The 20,966-nt window shown below is 71.9% G+C and carries 18 protein-coding genes; all 18 read left to right on the top strand.

All coding sequences use genetic code 11. The features are described from left to right. Positions 1–106: 106 nt before the first annotated feature. Positions 107–1,390 (top strand): bifunctional folylpolyglutamate synthase/dihydrofolate synthase, encoded by a 1,284-nt coding sequence (locus tag OG344_RS32895; RefSeq protein ID WP_405086415.1) that lies wholly within the window; start codon positions 107–109, stop codon positions 1,388–1,390. Between the two features lie 17 nt (positions 1,391–1,407). Further along, positions 1,408–1,746 (top strand): DUF4233 domain-containing protein, encoded by a 339-nt coding sequence (locus OG344_RS32890; RefSeq protein WP_405086414.1) that lies wholly within the window; start codon positions 1,408–1,410, stop codon positions 1,744–1,746. 11 nt (positions 1,747–1,757) lie between these two features. Continuing rightward, positions 1,758–3,299, top strand: coding sequence for a hypothetical protein (locus tag OG344_RS32885; RefSeq protein WP_405086413.1), 1,542 nt, complete (start codon positions 1,758–1,760; stop codon positions 3,297–3,299). 133 nt (positions 3,300–3,432) lie between these two features. Next, on the top strand, positions 3,433–3,843 hold the full coding sequence (ndk, locus tag OG344_RS32880) for a nucleoside-diphosphate kinase (RefSeq protein WP_117408856.1): 411 nt from the start codon (positions 3,433–3,435) through the stop codon (positions 3,841–3,843). 219 nt (positions 3,844–4,062) lie between these two features. Beyond that, on the top strand, positions 4,063–5,094 hold the full coding sequence (locus OG344_RS32875) for a rod shape-determining protein (protein ID WP_405086412.1): 1,032 nt from the start codon (positions 4,063–4,065) through the stop codon (positions 5,092–5,094). Between the two features lie 9 nt (positions 5,095–5,103). Beyond that, complete coding sequence (gene mreC, locus OG344_RS32870; protein ID WP_405086411.1) at positions 5,104–6,147, top strand: rod shape-determining protein MreC; 1,044 nt, start codon at positions 5,104–5,106, stop codon at positions 6,145–6,147. Between the two features lie 3 nt (positions 6,148–6,150). Next, the gene (gene mreD, locus OG344_RS32865) at positions 6,151–6,669 is read left to right on the top strand and encodes a rod shape-determining protein MreD (RefSeq protein ID WP_327047086.1); all 519 of its coding nucleotides are present in this window, start codon (positions 6,151–6,153) and stop codon (positions 6,667–6,669) included. Further along, positions 6,666–8,723 carry a penicillin-binding protein 2 gene (gene mrdA, locus OG344_RS32860; protein WP_405086410.1) on the top strand — a complete coding sequence of 686 codons (2,058 nt, stop codon included), beginning with the start codon at positions 6,666–6,668 and terminating at the stop codon, positions 8,721–8,723. The genes mreD and mrdA overlap by 4 nt, the downstream gene beginning before the upstream one ends. Before the next feature lie 10 nt (positions 8,724–8,733). Then, positions 8,734–9,906, top strand: a complete 1,173-nt coding sequence (gene rodA, locus OG344_RS32855; protein ID WP_405086409.1) for a rod shape-determining protein RodA — start codon at positions 8,734–8,736, stop codon at positions 9,904–9,906. 155 nt (positions 9,907–10,061) lie between these two features. Further along, positions 10,062–10,310, top strand: coding sequence for a hypothetical protein (locus OG344_RS32850; protein WP_327047083.1), 249 nt, complete (start codon positions 10,062–10,064; stop codon positions 10,308–10,310). A gap of 54 nt (positions 10,311–10,364) precedes the next feature. Beyond that, entirely contained in the window at positions 10,365–11,816 is a 1,452-nt protein-coding gene (locus OG344_RS32845) for a hypothetical protein (RefSeq protein ID WP_405086408.1), read from the top strand. Continuing rightward, positions 11,813–12,694 carry a phosphotransferase family protein gene (locus OG344_RS32840; RefSeq protein WP_405086407.1) on the top strand — a complete coding sequence of 294 codons (882 nt, stop codon included), beginning with the start codon at positions 11,813–11,815 and terminating at the stop codon, positions 12,692–12,694. The genes OG344_RS32845 and OG344_RS32840 overlap by 4 nt, the downstream gene beginning before the upstream one ends. A 71-nt stretch (positions 12,695–12,765) precedes the next feature. Continuing rightward, positions 12,766–14,688: a TIGR03960 family B12-binding radical SAM protein gene (locus OG344_RS32835; protein ID WP_327047080.1), complete on the top strand. Its 1,923-nt coding sequence runs from the start codon at positions 12,766–12,768 to the stop codon at positions 14,686–14,688. Positions 14,689–14,757: 69 nt separating this feature from the next. Beyond that, positions 14,758–15,528 (top strand): TIGR03936 family radical SAM-associated protein, encoded by a 771-nt coding sequence (locus OG344_RS32830; protein ID WP_405086406.1) that lies wholly within the window; start codon positions 14,758–14,760, stop codon positions 15,526–15,528. A gap of 187 nt (positions 15,529–15,715) precedes the next feature. Then, complete coding sequence (locus tag OG344_RS32825; RefSeq protein WP_405086405.1) at positions 15,716–18,676, top strand: Rne/Rng family ribonuclease; 2,961 nt, start codon at positions 15,716–15,718, stop codon at positions 18,674–18,676. A gap of 186 nt (positions 18,677–18,862) precedes the next feature. Next, the gene (gene rplU / locus OG344_RS32820; protein ID WP_150940557.1) at positions 18,863–19,177 is read left to right on the top strand and encodes a 50S ribosomal protein L21; all 315 of its coding nucleotides are present in this window, start codon (positions 18,863–18,865) and stop codon (positions 19,175–19,177) included. A 44-nt stretch (positions 19,178–19,221) separates the two neighbouring features. After that, positions 19,222–19,479, top strand: a complete 258-nt coding sequence (gene rpmA, locus OG344_RS32815) for a 50S ribosomal protein L27 (protein WP_030505847.1) — start codon at positions 19,222–19,224, stop codon at positions 19,477–19,479. Between the two features lie 117 nt (positions 19,480–19,596). After that, positions 19,597–20,946, top strand: coding sequence for a GTPase ObgE (gene obgE, locus OG344_RS32810; protein ID WP_327047078.1), 1,350 nt, complete (start codon positions 19,597–19,599; stop codon positions 20,944–20,946). Positions 20,947–20,966 lie beyond the last annotated feature (20 nt).

Below are 20,966 nucleotides of genomic sequence, written 5' to 3'. Positions count from 1 at the left end.
TTTTTGTGCCCCGAATCCGGCCCCGGCCACGGGTGTGCGGTGAAGGGCGACGACGACGTCCCGTACGCTGAGGGTCGTGGAATATCGAGCCGTCGAGCAAGCGATCATGGAGCGAGGGGTTGAGTGGGATTTCGATCCCTCTCTCGATCGGATCGCCGCGCTGATGGAGATCCTCGGCGATCCCCAGAAGTCGTACGAAGTCGTTCACATCGCGGGGACCAACGGGAAGACGAGCACCGCGCGCATGACCGAGGCTCTGCTGCGCGAGCGCAACCTCCGCGTCGGCCGCTACACGAGCCCGCACCTGCAGTCGATGCGCGAACGCATCTCCATCGACGGTGAGCCCCTCTCGGAGGAGCGGTTCACCGAGGTGTACGAGGACATCGCGCCCTACCTGGAGATGGTCGACGCCAGGGTGGGCAGGCTCAGCTTCTTCGAGGTGCTGACGGGGATGGCGTTCGCCGCGTTCGCCGACGCACCCGTGGACGTCGCGGTCGTCGAGACCGGCATGGGCGGGACCTTCGACGCGACCAACGTCGCCGACGGCACGGTCGCGGTGATCACCCCTGTCGCGCTCGACCACACCGACTATCTCGGCCCGGACATCGCCACGATCGCCGGCGAGAAGGCGGGGATCATCAAGCCCAAGGCGACCACGGTGCTGGCGCAGCAGGCGCTGCCCGCCGCCGAGGTGCTGATGCGGAGGGCCGCCGAGGTCGGCGCGGTCGTCGCCCGGGAAGGGCTCGAGTTCGGAGTGCTGCACCGCGAACTCGCGATGGGCGGCCAGATGCTCCAGCTCAGGGGCCTCAAGGGCGTGTACGAGGACGTGTTCCTGCCGTTGTACGGCGCGCACCAGGCCGGCAACGCCGTCGGCGCCCTGGCGGCCGTCGAGGCGCTGACGGCCGGTGACGACCCCCTGGGCGACGAGGTCGTACGGCAGGGGTTCGCCCAGGCGAGCAGCCCGGGGAGGCTGGAGGTCGTACGGCGCGGGCCCACCGTCCTGGTCGACGCGGCGCACAATCCCGCGGGCATGGAGGCGACGGTGGACGCCCTGACCGAGTCCTTCGGCTTCACCCGGCTCGTCGCCGTGGTGGCGGTGATGGCGGACAAGGACGTGGAGACGATTCTGGACCTCCTCGAACCGGTGACCGAGGAGATCGTCGTCACCCGCAACTCCTCCCCGCGGTCCCTGAGCCCCGACGATCTGGCGGTCCGCGCGCAGGCCGTCTTCGGCCCGGACCGCGTCCACATCGAGGACCGGCTGGACGACGCGATCGACACGGGCATCGGGCTGGCCGACCAGGGAGACGAACGGGGCTCCGGGGTCCTGATCACCGGGTCGGTGGTCACAGCCGGGGACGCCCGCGTTCTGCTGAAGGCCGCCAGGTGAGGGCGGAGCACGGCGGCGTGTTCGAGGTGACCCCCGGCATGCGGCGGCTCTGCGCGAGCGTTCTCGGCATGCAGGCGATCGTCGTCGCGCTGGTGACTCCTGTGGCGATCACCATCAACCACGTGTCCCCGGCGCTCGCGGTGACCGTCGGGCTCGGCCTGGCCGTCCTGTGCGTGCTGATCGCCGGCCAGCTGAAGCGGCCCTACGCCTATATCGCGGGCAGCGTGCTGCAAATCCTGACAATCGCTACGGGATTCCTGGTCCCGGCCATGTTCTTCCTCGGGGTGATCTTCGCTGCCCTGTGGATAACGGCCATCTTCGTCGCTCGCCGTGTCGAAGGGGCGACGAAGCGCTAAAGTCGGCTTCCATGGCCGTCCCTCCCGTACCGCAGGCACGGGCCGCCGTGCCGGTCCGTGCCGTGCGCGTCCCCATGCTGGTCGACGTCGTCATCGGGCTGCTCACCGTGGTCGCCCTGCCCCTCGCGGTCGTCGCGATCCCGAACACGATCTCCGTCGTGGCGGCGCTGCTGCCGCCGGGCGTCTCGCAGATCGAGATGATCCGCGCGCACGGTCTCGCGCTGCCCGCCATGCTGGTGACCGTGCCCATCGCCGCGATGGCGGTGCGCAGGTTCCGCGCGGCGCCGATTCTCGTCGCGGGGCTGGCACTGCTCGCGCTCGCGGACGCGGCGGGCGGGTACACCGAGACGGTCGCGCTCGTCGGCGTGCTGCGCGTGCTCCACGGAATCGGCGCGGGCATGCTCGTCCCGGCCACGCTCGCCGCGGTGGCCGAACGTCCCCGCCACCGGGTGCTGCTGCCGATCTGGGCCGGCGCGCTCGCCGCGTCGCTGCTGTCGGCGCAGGCCCTGGCCCTGTGGGCGATCCGGGACGTGTCCTCCTGGCGGGTCACTCTCCAGCCGTACCCGCTGCTCACCGGGGTCGCGCTGGCACTCGCCGCGGTGTACCTCGTCCTGTGGATGGTCACCGGCGGCGCCGGTACGGCCGCCGCGGAGGGTGAGCGGCAGGTCCTGCCCCTGTCACGGCCCACCTCCGCCGAACGCGGCAGGCTCGGGCTGGCCGTCGTGCCCGCCACGGTGATCGCGGCGCTGGGCGTGGGCGTCACCTTCGACTGGCCGCCCATGCTGGTGGTCGCCGCGGCGGCGCTCGCGACGGTGGCGATGCTGGCACTCGCGGCGTTCGGCGCCTTCGAGGGGCAGGGCGGCCGGACCCTCGCGCTCGTCAACGTGGCCGTCGGGCTGGTCGTGCTGCCGACCGCCGCGCAGCTGACCTACATCGAACTGGGCGGCCCGCTGGGTGGTCCCGGACTGCTGGGCCTGTGGGTGCCGTTCCTGGTGGCGGGGCTGGCCGCGCTCGCGGCGGCCGTCCTGGCGGGCAGGGCGCCGGAGACGTCCGCCACGCGGATGACCGCTCTCGGCCTCGCCGCCGTGGTCGGCGGGCTGTGCGCGGTCAGGCTTCTCGTCCCCGCACCCTCCGGCACGCCGCTGATGGTGCCGTTCGTCCTGCTGGCCGCCGGGGCGGCGGTGGCGCTGGTCGGCGCGTTCCGGCTGGCGGGCCTCGGCTCCGCGCTGCTTGGCCTGTCGCTGTGCTTCCCCGCGGTGCTCGCCGGCTTCCTGCTCGGCACCGGGATCCAGGTCAACCGGCTGCGTGAGGCCGCCGGATCCGCCCTGGCCGGGAAGGACGGGGGGAACGCGCTCGTCAAGGGGTTCGTCGACGCGCTGCACATGTGGGCGCTGGTCGGGGGCTTCGTCGTGGTCGGGGTCATCGTGCTCTCGTCGGTCCTGGCACGGCGGAGTGCCGCCGCCATGTCCGCCGGTCAGGTGGTGATCCCCCTGCCGACGCCCTCTCCCGAGGGCGACGACGCCGGGCCGCAGGAGCCGGACACCGTCCACTGACCACGCCGGGCGAGCGGAGTGGCGGGCCCGGACCGGTAAGCTGCCGTTGCGTTGGAGCTCCCAGGCATGCCCGGGAACCGGCGGGTCGGGCGCCACGTGAGCGTCACCCACGACGACAATAGGAGAGAAGACCGTGTCCGAGCGTACGCTTGTCCTGATCAAGCCCGACGGGGTCCGTCGCGGGCTCGTCGGGGACGTCATCGGCCGCATCGAGCGCAAGGGCCTCAAGATCGTGGCGATGGACCTGCGCACGCTCGACGCCGAGACGGCGAAGGCCCACTACGCCGAGCACTCCGAGCGCCCGTTCTTCGGCGAACTGGTGGAGTTCATCACCGGCGGCCCGCTCGTCGCGATGGTGCTGGAGGGCCCGCGGGCCGTCGAGGCGTTCCGCGCGCTGGCCGGGCTCACCGACCCCGTGAAGTCCGCGCCCGGCACCATCCGCGGCGACCACGCGCTGGAGATCGGCGAGAACGTCGTCCACGGCTCCGATTCGCCGGAGTCCGCGGCCCGGGAAACCAAGATTTTCTTTCCCGACCGTTTCTAGTCCTTGCCCCGCGAGAGGCCCCGGTTTAAACCGGGGCCTCTCGTGTTTTCCCAGGTGGTGACCGAGCTTAGGCCGGGGCAGGCCGGTTTTTCCGAGGGCTTGGGAGCTCGATGCGCCCAGTGATGAGCACGTGCCGTTACGATTCGAATGCGATGCGTCATCCCGCACTCCCGCTGAACCCGGTAACCGCTCACCACCTGAAGGAAGGCTTCCTTCCGCATGGGCAGCAAGCTGACATTCCTGGGCCGTGACATGGCTGTCGACCTTGGCACGGCGAACACTCTCGTCTACGTCCGAGGGCGCGGCATCGTCCTGAACGAGCCGTCCGTCGTCGCCATCAACGTCACGACCGGCAAGATCGTGGCAGTTGGGGTCGAAGCGAAGCGGATGATCGGACGGACGCCCGGAAACATCGTCGCGATCCGGCCCCTGAGGGACGGGGTCATCGCCGATTTCGATGTGACCGAGCGGATGCTGCGGTACTTCATCCAGAAAATCCACAAACGCCGGCACTTCGTGCGCCCGCGCATCATCGTGGCCGTACCCAGTGGGATCACCGCGGTGGAGCAGCGCGCGGTGAAGGAAGCGGGCTACCAGGCCGGCGCCCGCCGCGTGTACATCATCGAGGAGCCGATGGCGGCGGCGATCGGGGCCGGTCTGCCGGTCCACGAGCCGACCGGGAACATGGTCGTCGACATCGGCGGCGGCACCACCGAGGTGGCCATCATCTCGATGGGCGGCATCGTGACCAGCCAGTCGATCCGCGTCGGAGGCGACGAACTCGACCAGGCGGTCATCGCCTTCGCCAAGAAGGAGTACTCCCTGATGCTGGGGGAGCGCACGGCGGAGGAGGTCAAGATCGCGGTGGGCTCCGCCTGCGCGACCGGTGAGGACTTCCATGCCGAGGTACGGGGCCGTGACCTGGTCACCGGCCTGCCGAAGACCGTCGTCATCAGCGCCGAGGAGATCCGCCGGGCGATCTCCGAGCCGGTCAACGCGATCGTGGACGCCGTGAAGTCCACGCTCGACAAGTGCCCGCCGGAGCTGTCCGGCGACCTCATGGACCGGGGGATCGCCGTGGCCGGCGGCGGCGCCCTGCTGCGCGGCATGATCGACCGGCTGCGCGAGGAGACCGGGATGCCGGTCCACCTCGCGGAGAACGCGCTCGACTCGGTCGCGCTGGGCTCGGGGAAGTGCGTGGAGGACTTTGAAGCCCTCCAGCAGGTGCTCGTGCCTGAGCCCCGCAGCTAAGGAGCGGTCATGAGAGACACCCGCCGCGCCCGTCTCATGCTCGGCCTCCTTCTCGCCGTCGCGCTGATCCTGATCACCGTGGACAACCGGGCGGGGAGCGACCGCTTCCTCGGCCCGGTGCGCGGCTTCGCGGGGGCGGTGTTCGGGAAGGCCGAACGCGTCGGCGCCGCCGTGACCGGGCCCATCACCGGCTTCGTCGGCATGCTGCGCGACGCGCCGTCGGCCCGCCGCGCCATGGGCGACCTTCGCAAGGAGAACGCGCGACTGCGGGACGAGGTCTCCGCGCAGCGGCTCGACCGGGCGCGGTCCGACAAGCTGGACCGCATGCTCGGGCTGGCGGGGCTCGGCCGCTACCGGATCGTGCCGGCCCAGGTCGTCGCGCGGCGTACGGTGGCCGGGTTCGAGGACACGGTCGAGATCGACGCGGGGGAGGCCGACGGGATCCGGGCCGACATGACCGTGCTGAGCGACCAGGGGCTGGTCGGCAGGGTCATCCAGGCCGGCCCGTCCAGCTCGACGGTCGCGCTGCTGACCGATCCGGCCCTGTCGGCGGGCGCCCGGCTGGAGGGCGGCAACGAACTCGGCGTCGTGAACGGGCTCGGCGAGGCGGGCGGCGGCGGCAACCTGATCAAGTTCCGGCTGCTCGACTCCACCGTGCCGATCGGGGTGGGACGGCGGATCGTGTCGTTCGGCTCCCAGCGGAGCCTGCCGTACGTGCCCGGCGTGCCGATCGGGGTCGTCGAGCGGATCGACAACACCCCCGGCGAGGTCACCAGGACCGCCTACGCGCGGCCCTTCACCGACTTCTCCGCGCTGGACGTCGTCGGGGTCGTGGTCGCGGCGCCGAAGCGGGACCCCCGCGACTCCGTGCTCCCGCCGGTGCCGCCGCCACCGCCGAAACCGCGGCCGCGCGAAGATCGGCGGACCGGCGAGCACAGGACCGGTCAGAGGTCGCTCGAGGACGGGTTCGGCCTCCGGCGGGCCGCGCCACCGAGTGACACGCAGGCCCGCGAGGGTGCGGCGGCCGGCGCCGGCCGCGGCGGGAGGAACTGAACGATGCTCCGCAACGTCACCGCGGCGCTGCTGCTCTTCGTCGCCCTGGTGCTGCAGGTCAGCCTGGTGAACCGGCTGCTGTTCATGTGGGCGCCGGACCTGGTGCTCCTGACGGTCGCCGTGCTCGCGGCCAAGCGCGGGCCGCTGCCGGGCGCGGTCATCGGCTTCTGCGGCGGGCTCGCCTACGACCTGCTGCCGCCCGCCAACCACACGCTGGGCCAGTACGCGCTGGTCCTGTGCTTCCTCGGCTACGCGGCCGGTCGCATGGGCGAGCGCCTGCCGCTGCTCGCGATGGCGGCCTGCGCCGTGCTCGCGCCCGGCATGGTGGCCGGCCTGGGCGCACTGCTCGGCGCGCCGGGGGTCACCTGGGGCGTGCTGGCGACGGCGTGGCCCCGGGCGGCCGTCTGCAATCTCGTGGCCGCTCCGCTGGTGCTGTGGGCGGTCAACGCCCTGTACGGCGGCCGCCGCGGACGCGCGGGTCGTACGGAGCTGGTTCCGGGCTATAGACGGGGGGCGGCATGACACGGTTGCGCGGGCGGCTGATCGTCCTGCAGGTGATGGTCATCGCCATGATCGTCGTGCTCGTCGTCCGGCTGTGGCAGGTCCAGGTGGTGCAGGGATCGCGCTTCGTCACGGTCGCGACGGAGACGCGCACCCGCGAGGTGCGGGTGCCCGCCCTGCGGGGGGCGATCCTCGACTCCTCGGGCCGGCCGCTGGTGCGCAACCGCACGACGCTGGTGGTCTCGGTGGACCGCGGCCGGCTGGAGCGCATGCCGGACGGCGGTGACGCGGTGCTGCGGCGGCTGTCCGGCGTGCTGAAGTTGCCGCTGCCGAAGCTGAAGATGGAGATCCGGGCGTGCGGGCCCGGCGTCAGCCGCCCGTGCTGGCCCGGCTCGCCGTACACGCCGATCCCGGTGGCGACGAACGTCAACCCCAGGGCGGCGCTGCAGATCCTGGAGCGCCAGGAGGACTTCCCGGGGGTCACCGCCGACATCCAGGCGATGCGCGACTACCCGAACGGCAAGGACGCCGCCCAGCTTCTGGGCTACCTGCAGCCGGTGACGCAGAGCGAGCTGGAGAAACGCGAGGGGCTCAAGGCCGACTACTCGGGCGTCGACCTCACCGGCCGCGACGGGCTGGAGCGGACCTACGACGCCGCCCTGCGCGGCACGGCGGGCCTGCGCGCCGTCCAGGTCGACCGGATGGGCAAGGTCATCACGGTCGACCAGCAGTCCGATCCGGTGGCTGGCGACATCCTGGTGACCAGCATCGACGCCAAGGTGCAGCGGATCGTGGAGAAGTCGCTCGACCAGGCCATGCAGGAGATCCCGAACTCCGACGGGGCGGCGGGCGTGGTGCTCGACGTGAAGACCGGCCGGGTGATCGCGATGGCGAGCCGGCCCAACTACGACCCCAGGGTCTGGACGGGCGGCATCACCGAGAAGGACTACCGGCGCCTCCTTTCCGACAAGTCGGGCAAGCCGCTGGTGTCGCGGGCGATCGCGGGCGAGTACGCCCCCGGTTCGACGTTCAAGATCAGCTCAGCCTCGGCGATGATCGCCGACGGTGAGTCGCTGCACGGCACCTTCCAGTGCCCCAGCGCCTACACCGTCGAGGGCAGGTCCTACCCGAACGCGGGCGGCATGAGCCTCGGCGCGATCTCGCTCCACGAGGCGCTGGTGAAGTCGTGCGACACCGTCTTCTACAAGTCCGGATACGAGGAGTGGCTGCGCGACGGCGGCAAGACGCCCAAATCGAAGGTCAAGGAGCCGATGCCGAACATGGCCAAGGCGTACGGCTTCGGTCGCCGCACCGGCATCGATCTGCCCGGCGAGTCGCCCGGCCGCATCCCCACCCGCGCCTGGAAGCGGGACCTCTACAACTCCACCAGGGCCGAGATGTGCAGGCGGGCCAAGATCGGCTACCCGGAGATGAAGAACGAGAGCCGCGCCGCGTTCGCCAAGCGGCTGGCCAACGAGAACTGCCTGGAGGGCATGATCTTCCACGCGTACGAGGCGGTGAACCTGTCCATCGGCCAGGGCGACGTCCTCGTCACGCCGCTCCAGCTCGCGCGGGCGTACGCCGCGCTCGTGGGGGACGGCAACGTGCGCAGCCCGCGGCTGGGCTGGGCGCTGATGCGGCCCGACGGCACGCTGCACAAGGAGATCCCGGTGCCGGTGGAGTATCACCTGCCGGTCAGCGACGAGACCCGCACCTACATCCGCAAGGCGCTCAGCGAGGTGCCGTCGGACGGCACGGCGGCCGGCGCGTTCCGCGGGTTCCCGCTGAACATCGTGAAGATCGGCGGCAAGACCGGCACGGCGGAGGTCTACGGCAAGGAGGACACCTCGTGGTTCGCCTCCTTCGCGCCCGCCGACAACCCGCGGCTGGTCACGGTGGTCATGGTGGCACAGGGCGGCTTCGGCGCCTCGACCGCCGCGCCCGCCGTACGGCGGATCTGGGAGGGCATCTTCGGCCTCGGCAAGGGCGACGACAACAAGCCGGTCCAGCCGGCGCTCCCCGACGGCAAACCGGTCACGCGGCTGCCGGCCATCAGCCGCGACGGGACCCAGTGAGGCGCCTGCCATGACCGAGGCCATGAGGGTGGGACGCGGATCGCTGGCGCGGCGGGCGATCGGCCGCGGCGCGGTCGTCTGGCGGATGGACTGGCTTCTCCTCGGCGCGGTTCTCGCGCTCAGCGTCGTGGGCACGCTGCTGGTGTGGTCGTCGACCAGGACGTGGTCGTCCATCGAGCCGACCGCGATGGCCAAGAAACACGTGATCAACCTGCTCATCGGGCTGGCCCTCTACAGCGCCGTCGCCGTGAGCGACTACCGGTGGCTCCGCACGTACGCGCCGGTCCTGTACGCCGTGGCGCTCGTGGGGCTGGTGCTCGTGCTGACCCCGATGGGTTCCACGATCAACGGGCACCACTCCTGGATCATGGTCGGCGGCGGCTTCGCCGTGCAGCCGGACGAGCTGGCCAAACCGGTGCTCGTGCTGATGCTCGCGCGGCTGCTCGCGCGGCCGTCCGAACGGGATAAGGACCGGCCGCGGGCCCTGAACGTCGCGCTGTGCCTCGCGCTGACCGGCGTGGCAGCGGGCCTCATCATGCTCGAACCCGACCTCGGCACGACGATGGTGCTCGCGACGATCACCGGCGCGATCATCGTGCTCGCCGGGGTGCGCAAGCGCTGGGTGGCCGCCGGGATCCTGCTCGCGGCCACCGCCGGGATCGCGGTGTGGTCGCTGGGGCTGCTCAAGCCGTACCAGGTGGCGCGGTTCACCGCGCTGCTCGACCCGTCGAGCGACCCCCGCGGCGTCGGTTACAACAGCAGGCAGGCCCTGGTGGCGATCGGGTCGGGCGAGTTGTTCGGCAAGGGGCTGTTCCACGGTGGGCAGACCACCGGCCGCTTCGTGCCCGAGCAGCACACCGACTTCATCTTCACCGTCGCGGGGGAGGAGCTCGGCTTCGTCGGGTCCGTCGCCGTGGTGGCGCTGCTCGGCCTGATCCTGCTGCGCGGCGCCCGGATCGCCCAGACGTGCAACGACCGGTTCAGCGCGCTCGTCGCCGGTGGGGTCGTCGCGTGGCTCGCCTTCCAGACCCTCGTCAACGTCGGCATGACCATCGGCATCATGCCCATCACCGGCGTGCCGCTGCCGTTCGTGTCCTATGGCGGCACCGCGACGTTCGCGAACATGACGGCGGTGGCCGTGCTCCAGGCGATCCACCTCAGATCGCGGCCCTTCTCGTCCTGACGTCGTGCTGATGTCGTCCTGATGTCCTCGTGACACTCGCATGAGAGCGGTTCGCAGGGTGGCGGATCCCGGCTCTCACTGGCGGCCGCACGGCGCGGCGAACAGTATGGGAACGGAACAGGTTCGGGGGCTGAACGAACCATTACGGAGGAACGGTGACTCCGGACAACGAGGCGCGGGACCGCCAGCGTGCCCTTGAACTGCTGCGCAGTGCCTTTCCCGACTACCGGATCGTGTACGGCGGCGGCCGGTGGGCCGCCGCGGCCGCGGGCGACCCGCCGACGGTGTGGTTCGCCGAGACGCCGGCGAGCCTGTGCGGACAGCTCTTCACGGCGCAGTTGCGCAGCGGCGGGAGAATCGCGCCCCTCCGGGTGGAGGAGAGCGACTCGCAGTGCGCGAGGTGACCGGTTCGTGACATCGACACCATTAGCGTGCGGGTGTCACCACTGGGAGAGCCGATGACGACACCCTCACGAGGCGGGGACCGGTCCGCCATCCAGATCGCCGGCGGTATCCGCGAGCGCACCCTCGCCGCTCTCGGGGACCCGCCCACGACCGCGGTCTTTCACCAGATCGCCGAGGAGATCCATCTCTGCTGCCCGCGGCTGTCGCGCTTCAAGTGCCTCCGGCTGTCGTACGGGTGGACGGTCGAGGAGGCGATCGAGCGCTTCCACGCGATGTGCGACCGTGAGCGGATCAAGCGCCGGGGGCTCACCGAGCGGTCCTGGCGGGAGTGGGAGGCCGGGGCCCGCCCCGACCGTGACTACACCGACCTGCTGTGCCGGCTGTTCGAGACCGGGCCGGTGCAACTCGGGTTCGCCCGCGACTACACGCCGGAGGAGATGCGCCGCCCGGAACCGGGGCAGCGCGGGCCGTGGGCGCGCGGCGCGGCGCCGGACCTGGTCACGGCCGCTGCCCGGGAGGCCAGCGAGCACGCCGAGCGGGCCGAGACGAGCGAGGTCGGCGACAGCGTGCTGGAGCGGCTGCGCACCCAGGTGATCTGGCTGTCGCGGCGGTACGTCTGGGAGTCGCCGCTGCCGCTGTTCGTCGAGATGCGGGTGCTGCAGGAGCAGGCCCGGCGGGCGCTGGAACGGCGCGTCCACCCGGCCCAGGCCGGTGAGCTCTACTTCCTGGCGGGCACGCTGTGCGGTCTCATGGCCAACGCCAGCATGGACATGGGCCGCCGGATGCCCGCCGACACCCTCGCCCGCGCCGCCTGGACGTACGGCAGGATCGCCGGGCACCAGTCGCTGATGGGGTGGGCGCGCGGCATGCAGGCGTCGGTGGCGCTGTGGGACCGGCGCTACGAGGACGCGGCGGGCTACGCCGAGGCCGGCCTGACCCACCTCCCGAGGGGACAGGGCGGCGCGCGCCTGCACATGCTGCGCGCCCGCGCCGGCGCCATGCTCGGCTGGACCCGGGAGGCCGAGGACGACCTGCTCAAGGCGGCCGACGCCCGAGAGCAGGGGGCGGGAGACGAACTGCACGACGGCTTCGCCGGCGAGTTCGCCTTCCGGCCCGCCAAGCACGCCTACTACACGGCCGTCGCGTACCTCCACCTCGGCCGGCCGGACCGCGCGATCGACCAGGCCCGCGCGGCGCTCGACCTGTACGCGCGGGAGGACCGGCAGAACAGGTCGTACGGTTGCGAGGCGATGGCCGCGGCCCACCTCGTCGCCGCGCATCTGCTGGAAGACGATCCCGCCGGGGCGGAGCGGGCCATGGCGCCGCTGTTCGACCTGCCGCCCGAGCGCAGGATCGACAGCCTGGCCGAGACTCTGCAGGCCGCCCGGCCGCGGATGGGCGGCCCGCTCGCCGACCGGCTGGAGGCGTTCTGCGCGTCCGGCCTGCCCCAGTCGGCGGCCCGCGCGTTGCCGGAGGCGCCGGTGACCGAAGGAGGCGTGGGATGACCGTCTCCACCGTCGCGGGCACCCCGCCCGCGCTCGCGGAGGCCTGCCGCCTGGCGGGGCTCGACGCGTCCGGCGCCCGGCTGCTGCGCAGCTTCGCCAACGTCGTCTACCACCTGCCGGGCGAGGGCGTGGTCGTCCGCCTCGCCGAGACGGGCGCCCCCGGCAAGTACGACCGGCTGGTCACCTCGCTCAAGGTCACGAGGTGGCTGCACGAGCGGGGCTTCCCGGTCACGCTGCCGCTCGACGTGCGCCAGCCCCTCGCGGTGGAGGGCTGCCTGGCGACCTTCTGGCACTACGAGGAGGGCGCGGGCGACGGCGACCCGGTCCCGCTCGGCCTTCTGCTGCGCCGCCTGCACTCCCTGCCGCCCGTGCCGTTCGAGCTGCCGACCTTCGATCCCTTCGGCCGCGTGCGGCGGGCCGTACGCGCGAGCCGCGTGCTGGACGACGAGGAACGGGAGTGGCTGCTGGAGCGGTGCGGGGCACTGGAGGATGCGTACTACGAGCGCGTCGAGTTCGCGCTGCCGTACGGGCTGGTCCACGGCGACGCGCACCGGGGCAACCTGATCCGCACGCGGGACCGGCTGCTGCTGTGCGACTGGGACTCGGCCGGCGCCGGGCCGCGCGAGCTCGACCTGGTTCCCACGCTGCAGGGCGCGCGGTTCGGCGTGTCCGACGCCCAGCGGGACGGCTTCGCCCATGCCTACGGGCACGACATCCGGGACTGGCCGGGATATCCGGTGCTGCGCGACATCCGGGAGCTCCAGACGCTGACGGCCGCCCTGCGCATCGGGCACCGGGACGCGGCGGCGCTCGCGGAGCTGCGTCACCGCCTGGCCTCGCTGCGCGCCGGGGACGACCGGCTGTGGCACCCCTTCTGAGCCCTCCTGGAGCCCCACGAGGGTCGGCAAGATCCGCAGGGGCCACTCCCGGAAGCCGATACCCTGGAGGCATGTCTGTCGAGTCGTTGTTTCCCCGCCTGGAGCCGCTGCTGCCGAGGGTGCAGAAGCCGATCCAGTACGTCGGGGGCGAGCTGAACTCGACGGTCAAGGACTGGGACGAGGCGACCGTCCGGTGGGCCCTGATGTATCCGGACGCCTACGAGGTCGGCCTGCCCAACCAGGGGGTGCAGATCCTCTACGAGATCCTCAACGAGCTGCCCGAGACGCTGGCCGAGCGCACCTACGCGGTGTGGCCCGACCTCGAGGCGCTCATGCGGTCCGAGGGTCTCCCGCAGTTCACCGTGGACGGCCACCGGCCGGTTCGCGCGTTCGACGTCCTCGGGGTGTCGTTCGCCACCGAGCTCGGCTACACGAACCTGCTCACCGCGCTCGACCTGGCGGGGATCCCGCTGGAGGCGGCGGACCGCACCGGCGAGGACCCGATCGTGCTGGCGGGCGGCCACGCCGCCTTCAACCCGGAGCCCATCGCCGGCTTCCTCGACGCCGCCGTGCTCGGCGACGGCGAGCAGATCGCCATCGCGATCTCCGAGGTGCTGCGCGAGTGGAAGTCCGAGGGCAGCCCCGGCGGCCGTGACGAACTGCTGATGCGCCTCGCCTCCACGGGCGGGGTGTACGTCCCGAAGTTCTATGACGTCGAGTACCACCCGGACGGCCGCATCATGCGGGTCGTCCCCAACCGCGACGGCGTGCCGTCGCGCGTCTTCAAGCACACGGTCATGGACCTCGACGAGTGGCCGTACCCGAAGAAACCGCTGGTCCCGCTGGCCGAGACCGTGCACGAGCGGTTCAGCGTCGAGATCTTCCGGGGCTGCACCCGGGGCTGCCGCTTCTGCCAGGCGGGCATGATCACCCGTCCGGTGCGGGAGCGGTCGATCACCACGGTCGGCGACATGGTCGAGGCGGGGATCAAGGAGTCCGGCTTCAGCGAGGTCGGGCTGCTGTCGCTGTCCAGTGCGGACCACTCCGAGATCGCCGACATCACCAGGGGCCTCGCCGACCGTTACGACGGCAGCCAGATCGGGCTGTCCCTGCCCTCCACCCGGGTCGACGCGTTCAACATCGACCTCGCCAACGAGCTGTCCCGGAACGGCCGCCGGTCCGGGCTGACGTTCGCGCCGGAGGGCGGGTCCGAGCGGATGCGCAAGGTGATCAACAAGATGGTCACCGAGGAGGACCTGATCCGCACGGTGACCACCGCCTACTCCAACGGCTGGCGGCAGGTGAAGCTCTACTTCATGTGCGGGCTGCCGACGGAGGAGGACGTGGACGTCCTCGGCATCGCCGACCTGGCCAAGAAGGTCATCAGGGCGGGCCGGGAGGCGACCGGCTCGCGGGACGTCCGCTGCACGGTCTCCATCGGCGGGTTCGTGCCCAAGCCGCACACGCCGTTCCAGTGGGCCGCCCAGTGCGACCACGAGACGGTGGACCGTCGGCTACGGGCGCTGCGCGAGGCCCTGCGCTCCGACAAGGAGTACGGCAGGGCCATCGGCTACCGCTACCACGACGGCAAGCCGTCGATCGTGGAGGGGCTGCTGTCGCGGGGCGACCGCCGCGTGGGCAGGGTCATCCGGGCGGTCTGGGAGGACGGCGGCCGGTTCGACGGCTGGAGCGAGCACTTCTCGTTCGAGCGGTGGATGGCCGCGGCCGAGCGGGCCCTGGAGGGCGAGCCGGTGAACGTGGAGTGGTACACGATCCGTGAGCGGGACGAGCACGAGGTGCTCCCTTGGGACCACCTCGACGCCGGTCTCGACCGCGAGTGGCTGTGGCAGGACTGGCAGGACGCGCTGGGCGACGTCGAGGTCGAGGACTGCCGCTGGACGCCCTGCTACGACTGCGGCGTCTGCCCGACGATGGGTACGGAGATCCAGGTCGGCCCGACGGGCAGGAAGCTCCTGCCCCTCACGGTGATCTGACGCCCGCGCACTGCCTGGACGAACTGCCCGACAAGACGACTGACCGATATTGGAAGGACGACGGAACTGGTGAAACCCGTTCCCGAGGGGCCCGCGCCCGAACCCACGGTGCAGCGCCTGCGCGTGCGTTACGCCAAGCGGGGGCGGCTGCGCTTCACCAGCCACCGCGACATCTCCCGCGCCGTCGAGAGGGCGGTGCGGCGAGCGGGGATCCCGGTGGCCTACAGCGCGGGCTTCAACCCGCACCCGAAGATCTCCTACGCGGGCGCCGCCCCCACCGGGGTGGCGAGCGAGGCCGAATACCTGGAGATCGGCGTCAACCGGGCGTGCGATCCACGCCGGGTGCGCGACGACCTCGACGCCTCGCTGCCGCCGGGACTGGACGTGCTCGACGTGGTCGAGGCGCGGGACGGCGGCCTGGCGGACCGGCTGGAGGGCTCGGTCTGGGAGTTGCGGCTCCCGGGAACCGAACCGGGGGAGGCCGAGCGGGCGGTGAAGGAGTTCCTCTCGGCCGGCCACGTCGAGGTGGAACGCCTGACCAAGAAGGGAATGCGGCGGTTCGACGCCCGCCACGCGGTGCGTACGCTGACCGTCGTGGAGGGGCCGGAGAAGACGGCAGGTCAGGAGCCTGTTCAGCCGTGTGTCATACTTCGTATGGTTGTTCGGCACGAAACACCTGCCGTACGACCCGATGACGTGCTCATGGGGCTGCGTCTCGTGGCAGGCTTCGCGCCGCCGTCACCCGCTGCGGTGACCAGGCTGGCGCAGGGGCCCCTCGACGCGGTGACCGGTGAGCCCGCCGACCCGTTCGACCTCGACCGGGCAGGCGAAGAACGATAAGACTTGCCGCCGCGGCGCCGACAGGAGGCCCGGCGGACCGCGAGAGACGAGAGCCTCCGCGCGGCGCGGAGACGTGCCCGGGGGCTGACGGGAGAGCGCCCGCATGCTCGACAACGAGCCCACTGACGGGGCTGTGAGCCTTGACGGTGAAACGACAACCGAAGACCGCGGCCAGGCCGGGGGGAACGTGGTTTCCTCCGGTGCGGTCCGCGCGTCCACACCACGCCGCCGGTCGGCGAGCCGGCCCGCCGGGCCACCGCCCGAGCCGGACGAACTGCCGCCGCCGGTGACCACGGTGGCCGCCGCTGCCGCGCCCAGGGCGGCGGAGCCCGCTGTGGCCACCGGACCCGCTGTGCCGGAGCAGGCAGGTCGGCCGGAGCAGGGGCAGCCGGGACAGGAGGCGCCGGTCGTCCAGGAGCGGCCGAAGCGGGTCACCCGCCGCCGCGCCAAGACCGCCGAGCCGCCGGCCACAGAGTCTGCCGCCGAGCCCGCCCCGGCGGAGACGCCGGTCGCGGAAGCGCCGGTTGTGGAGACGCCGGTGCCCGCCCAGGCCCCGGCCGGTGACGACGTGGCCCCGGCCGCCGCTCCCGAGCCGGTGAACACCGGGACCGCGAGCGCTGATACCGCGACCACCGGCACCCCGACCACCGGCACCCCGAGCACCGGCACCCCGACCACCGGGCCGGTGGACGGCGGGAACGACGAGTCGGCCGCGCCCACGCGGCGCCGCCGCAGCCGCAAGCGGACGGACGCGCCGGAGCAGGCCGAACCGGCCGAACAGGCCGAGACGCCCGCGCCGGCCGAGGAGACACCCGCGCCGCGCCGCCGCCGCCGTGCCCGCGCGGACGAGTCCGCACCGGAACGATCCAGGGCGATGAGCGCCGCGGAGGCCGAGGTTGCCGCCGCGCTGGGGCTCAACCTGCCCGACGAGGAACCGCTGGACGACGAGCCGCTCGACATCGAGGACATCGACGTCGAGGAGACCGGTGAGACCGAGGAGGAGAACGGCCGGCCGGACGTCGTGGCCGACCCCTTCGGGCTGTCCTCCCGGTCGCAGCCCTCGCCCTCGGTGACCTTCCAGGCGCCGTCGGCGCTGTTCCATCCGCTCTTCCAGGCTCCCGACCCCTTCGCGGTGCCCGTGCAGCGGCCCGCGGCGCCCGCCCCGGCACCGGTGACGGCAGACGACGAGGACATCGAGCAGGAGGAGCCCGAGGAGCTGGAGGAGCCGGAGGAGTCCGCCGATCAGGGCGAGCAGGGCGAGGACGAGTCCGACGGCAGTGGCCGTCGCCGTCGCCGCCGCCGTGGCGGCCGGGGCCGGGGGAGCCGGACGAGGGACGCCGACGAGGGCGAGGAGTCCGAGGACGAGGGCGACGAGCCGCAGGCCGCGCAGGACGACGACGAAGACCGCGAACAGGCCGAGGACGAGTCCGACGGCCAGAGCGGCACCCGTCGCCGCCGCCGTCGCCGCCGCAGGGGCAGCGAGGAGGCCGAGCCCACCCCCGACGACCCGCCGAACACCGTCGTCCGCATCCGGGCGCCGCGCGCGACCCGGTCCACGTCCGTCGACGAGGTCCAGGGCGTACGGGGATCGACCCGGCTTGAGGCGAAGAAGCAGCGCCGCCGCGAGGGCCGCGAGCTGGGCCGCCGCCGGCCGCCGATCATCACCGAGTCGGAGTTCCTGGCCCGGCGCGAGTCGGTCGAGCGGATCATGGTGGTGCGCCGCCAGGGCGGCCGCACCCAGATCGCGGTGCTGGAGGACGGAGTCCTCGTCGAGCACTACGTCAACCGCGAGTCGAGCCAGTCGTACGTCGGCAACGTCTATCTGGGCAAGGTCCAGAACGTGCTGCCCTCGATGGAGGCCGCGTTCGTCGACATCGGCAAGGGCCGCAACGCGGTGCTGTACGCCGGCGAGGTGAACTTCGACACCGCCGGGCTGGAGGGCCAGCCGAAGCGGATCGAGGCGGCGCTGAAGTCCGGGCAGTCGGTGCTGGTGCAGGTCACCAAGGACCCGATGGGCCACAAGGGGGCCCGGCTGACCTCCCAGATCAGCCTCCCCGGCCGCTACCTCGTCTACGTGCCGGACGGCTCGATGACCGGGATCAGCCGCAAGCTGCCCGACAAGGAGAGGACCCGGCTCAAGCAGATCCTGCGCAAGGTCATGCCGGAGAACGCGGGCGTCATCGTGCGCACCGCCGCCGAGGGCGCCTCGGAGGAGGAGCTCGCCCGCGACGTGGCCCGGCTGTCGGCCCAGTGGGAGAACATCCAGCGCAAGGCCAAGTCGGCCAGCCCGCCGGAGCTGCTGTCGGGCGAGCCCGACCTGACCGTCCGGGTGGTCCGCGACGTGTTCAACGAGGACTTCGCCTCGCTGGTCGTCGAGGGCGACGAGGCGTGGACGACCGTGGACGAGTACGTCCGCTACGTCGCCCCGCACCTCACCGAGCGGCTGTCGAAGTGGCAGGAGGAGGCCGACGCCTTCTCCGCCTACCGGATCGACGAGCAGATCGCCAAGGCGATGGAGCGCAAGGTCTGGCTGCCGTCCGGCGGCTCCCTGGTGATCGACCGGACCGAGGCGATGACCGTCGTCGACGTCAACACCGGCAAGTTCACCGGGCAGGGCGGCAACCTGGAGGAGACGGTCACCCGCAACAACCTGGAGGCGGCCGAGGAGATCGTCCGGCAGCTCAGGCTGCGGGACATCGGCGGCATCATCGTCATCGACTTCATCGACATGGTGCTGGAGGGCAACCGCGACCTGGTGCTCCGGCGGCTGCTGGAGTGCCTGGCGCGGGACCGCACCAAGCACCAGGTGGCCGAGGTCACCTCGCTGGGCCTGGTGCAGATGACCCGCAAGCGGGTCGGCCAGGGCCTGCTGGAGGCGTTCTCCACGCCATGCGACTGCTGCCACGGGCGCGGGATCATCGTGTCGACCGAACCGGTCGAGGGCAAGCCCGAGCCGCGCGGCACGCAGGGCAAGATGGCCGTCGAGAAGGCGGTGGCCGACAAGCTGGCGGCGAACGAGGGATCGGTCGCCGCGGCGTCGGCGTCGGCGCGTGAGAGCGTGACCGACGCCATCGACTCAGACGAGAGTGAAGGCTCCGCGCCGTCCTCCCGGGGACGGCGACGTTCCCGCAGGAAGACGGCGGAGTAGCGACTTCCTCACCCGGCGGTCCGCTCGGTTCGACCTGGGTGCCGGATATCCGGTACCCTGGTCATCCGGTGCGCCTGGTGTTGGCGTGCCCGGCTTCGCGCGCCTGCCCGGACCGCCGGTCGTATATCGACAGCAGCTGGATGCGGGGCGCGGCATCTCAGCATTAGCCAGTAGAAGGGTTCCGCGGTGTACGCGATCGTTCGTTGCGGCGGCAGGCAGCAGAAGGTCTCCGTCGGGGACGTCCTCGAGGTGGACAAGGTCGCCGGTGAGGTCGGCTCATCGGTGTCGCTGCCGGCGGTGCTCGTCGTCAACGACGGCGATGTCACCACCGACGCAGCCACTCTCTCCCGGTTCCAGGTGCTCGCCGAGATCCTCGGCGAGACCAAGGGACCGAAGATCCGCATTCTGAAGTACAAGAACAAGAGTGGCTACAAGAAGCGCCAGGGTCACCGCCAGCGGTACACCCAGGTCAAGGTCACCGATATCAACCCCGGAAAGTAGTCTCCCGGGGGATACCCCGGCTTACCCCCGACAGGGAGTGAACCATGGCACACAAGAAGGGCGCCTCGTCCACCCGGAACGGCCGTGACTCGAACGCCCAGCGCCTTGGCGTGAAGCGCTTCGGCGGCCAGCTGGTGAACGCGGGCGAGATCATCGTCCGTCAGCGCGGCACGCACTTCCACCCCGGCGACAACGTCGGCCGCGGCGGCGACGACACGCTGTTCGCCCTGGCCACCGGCCGGGTGCAGTTCGGCACCAAGCGCGGTCGCCGCGCGGTGAGCATCGTCCCGGCCGCGGAGTAGATCCGCCCGGACACCTGTAGCAGCACGATGAGGCGGATCGAGCATTCGGTCCGCCTCATTCGTTTTCTCCGGCCGCGTTCCGGCCGGTTCCGGCACGGCAGTAAGGGGGAGCGGCTGATGGCCGACTTCGTGGACCACGTCGTCCTGCACATCAAGGCGGGTGACGGGGGCAACGGCTGCGCCTCCATCCACCGGGAGAAGTTCAAGCCGCTGGGCGGGCCGGACGGCGGCGACGGCGGCCGCGGCGGGGACGTCATCCTCGAGGTGGACCCCAACACCTCGACCCTGCTCGAATACCACCACCGGCCGCACCGCCGCGCGGGAAACGGCAAGCAGGGCACGGGCTCGAACCGCGACGGCGCCAACGGCGAGGACGTCGTCCTGCCGGTGCCCGGCGGCACGGTCGTGAAGAACGCCAGGACCGGTGAGGTGCTGGTCGACCTGATCGGCTCGGGCACCCGGTACGTCGCCGCGCAGGGCGGCTTCGGCGGCCTCGGCAACGCCGCGCTCGCCAACGCCAAGCGCAAGGCTCCGGGCTTCGCGCTGCTCGGGGAGCCGGGTGACGAGGCCGAGATCGTGCTCGAACTCAAGACCGTCGCCGACGTCGCGCTGGTGGGTTTCCCCAACGCGGGCAAGTCGTCCCTGATCGCGGCGCTCTCCGCGGCCCGGCCGAAGATCGCCGACTATCCGTTCACCACCCTCGTGCCGAACCTCGGGGTCGTCACGGCCGGAGAGACCGTCTTCACGGTCGCCGACGTGCCCGGGCTCATCCCCGGCGCCTCGGAGGGCCGGGGCCTCGGCCACGAGTTCCTGCGGCACGTCGAGCGCTGCTCGACGATCGTGCACGTGCTCGACTGCGCCACGCTGGAGCCGGGACGCGACCCGGTGACCGACTTCGACGTGATCGAGGCCGAGCTCGCGGCGTACGGCTCCCTGCAGGACCGGCCGCGCCTGGTCGCGCTGAACAAGGTGGACGTCCCCGACGGCCGGGACCTGGCCGACATCGTCACACCCATTCTGGAGGAGCGTGGCGTACGGGTCTTCGAGATCTCCGCGGCCAGCCACGAGGGCCTGCGGCCCCTGTCGTACGCGATGGCCGAGATGGTGGCGGCGGCCCGGGCGCAGGCCCCGGTCGAGGAGCCCACGCGCCTGGTCATCCGGCCCAGGCAGCTCGGCGAGGCCGGGTTCTCCGTACGCCGGATCGACGAGAACCGCTTCCAGGTGACCGGCGAGAAGCCCGAGCGGTGGATCCGCCAGACCGACTTCTCCAACGACGAGGCCGTCGGCTACCTCGCCGACCGGCTCGACCGGCTCGGCGTCGAGGATGAGCTGGTCAAGGCCGGCGCGACGGCCGGGGCGGAGGTCGTCATCGGACCGATGGAGGGCGGCTACGTCTTCGACTGGCAGCCGTCGCGGGGCGCCGAGGCGGTCCTCGGGCCGCGCGGCACCGACCTGCGGCTCGGCTGACGGGAGACGCCGGTGGCAGG

The sequence above is a fragment of the Microbispora sp. NBC_01389 genome, assembly GCF_045040095.1.
In the GTDB taxonomy this organism is placed as follows: Bacteria; Actinomycetota; Actinomycetes; order Streptosporangiales; family Streptosporangiaceae; genus Microbispora.
Note: the sequence above shows the minus strand (reverse complement) of the source record. Positions and strands in the feature narration are given on the sequence as shown.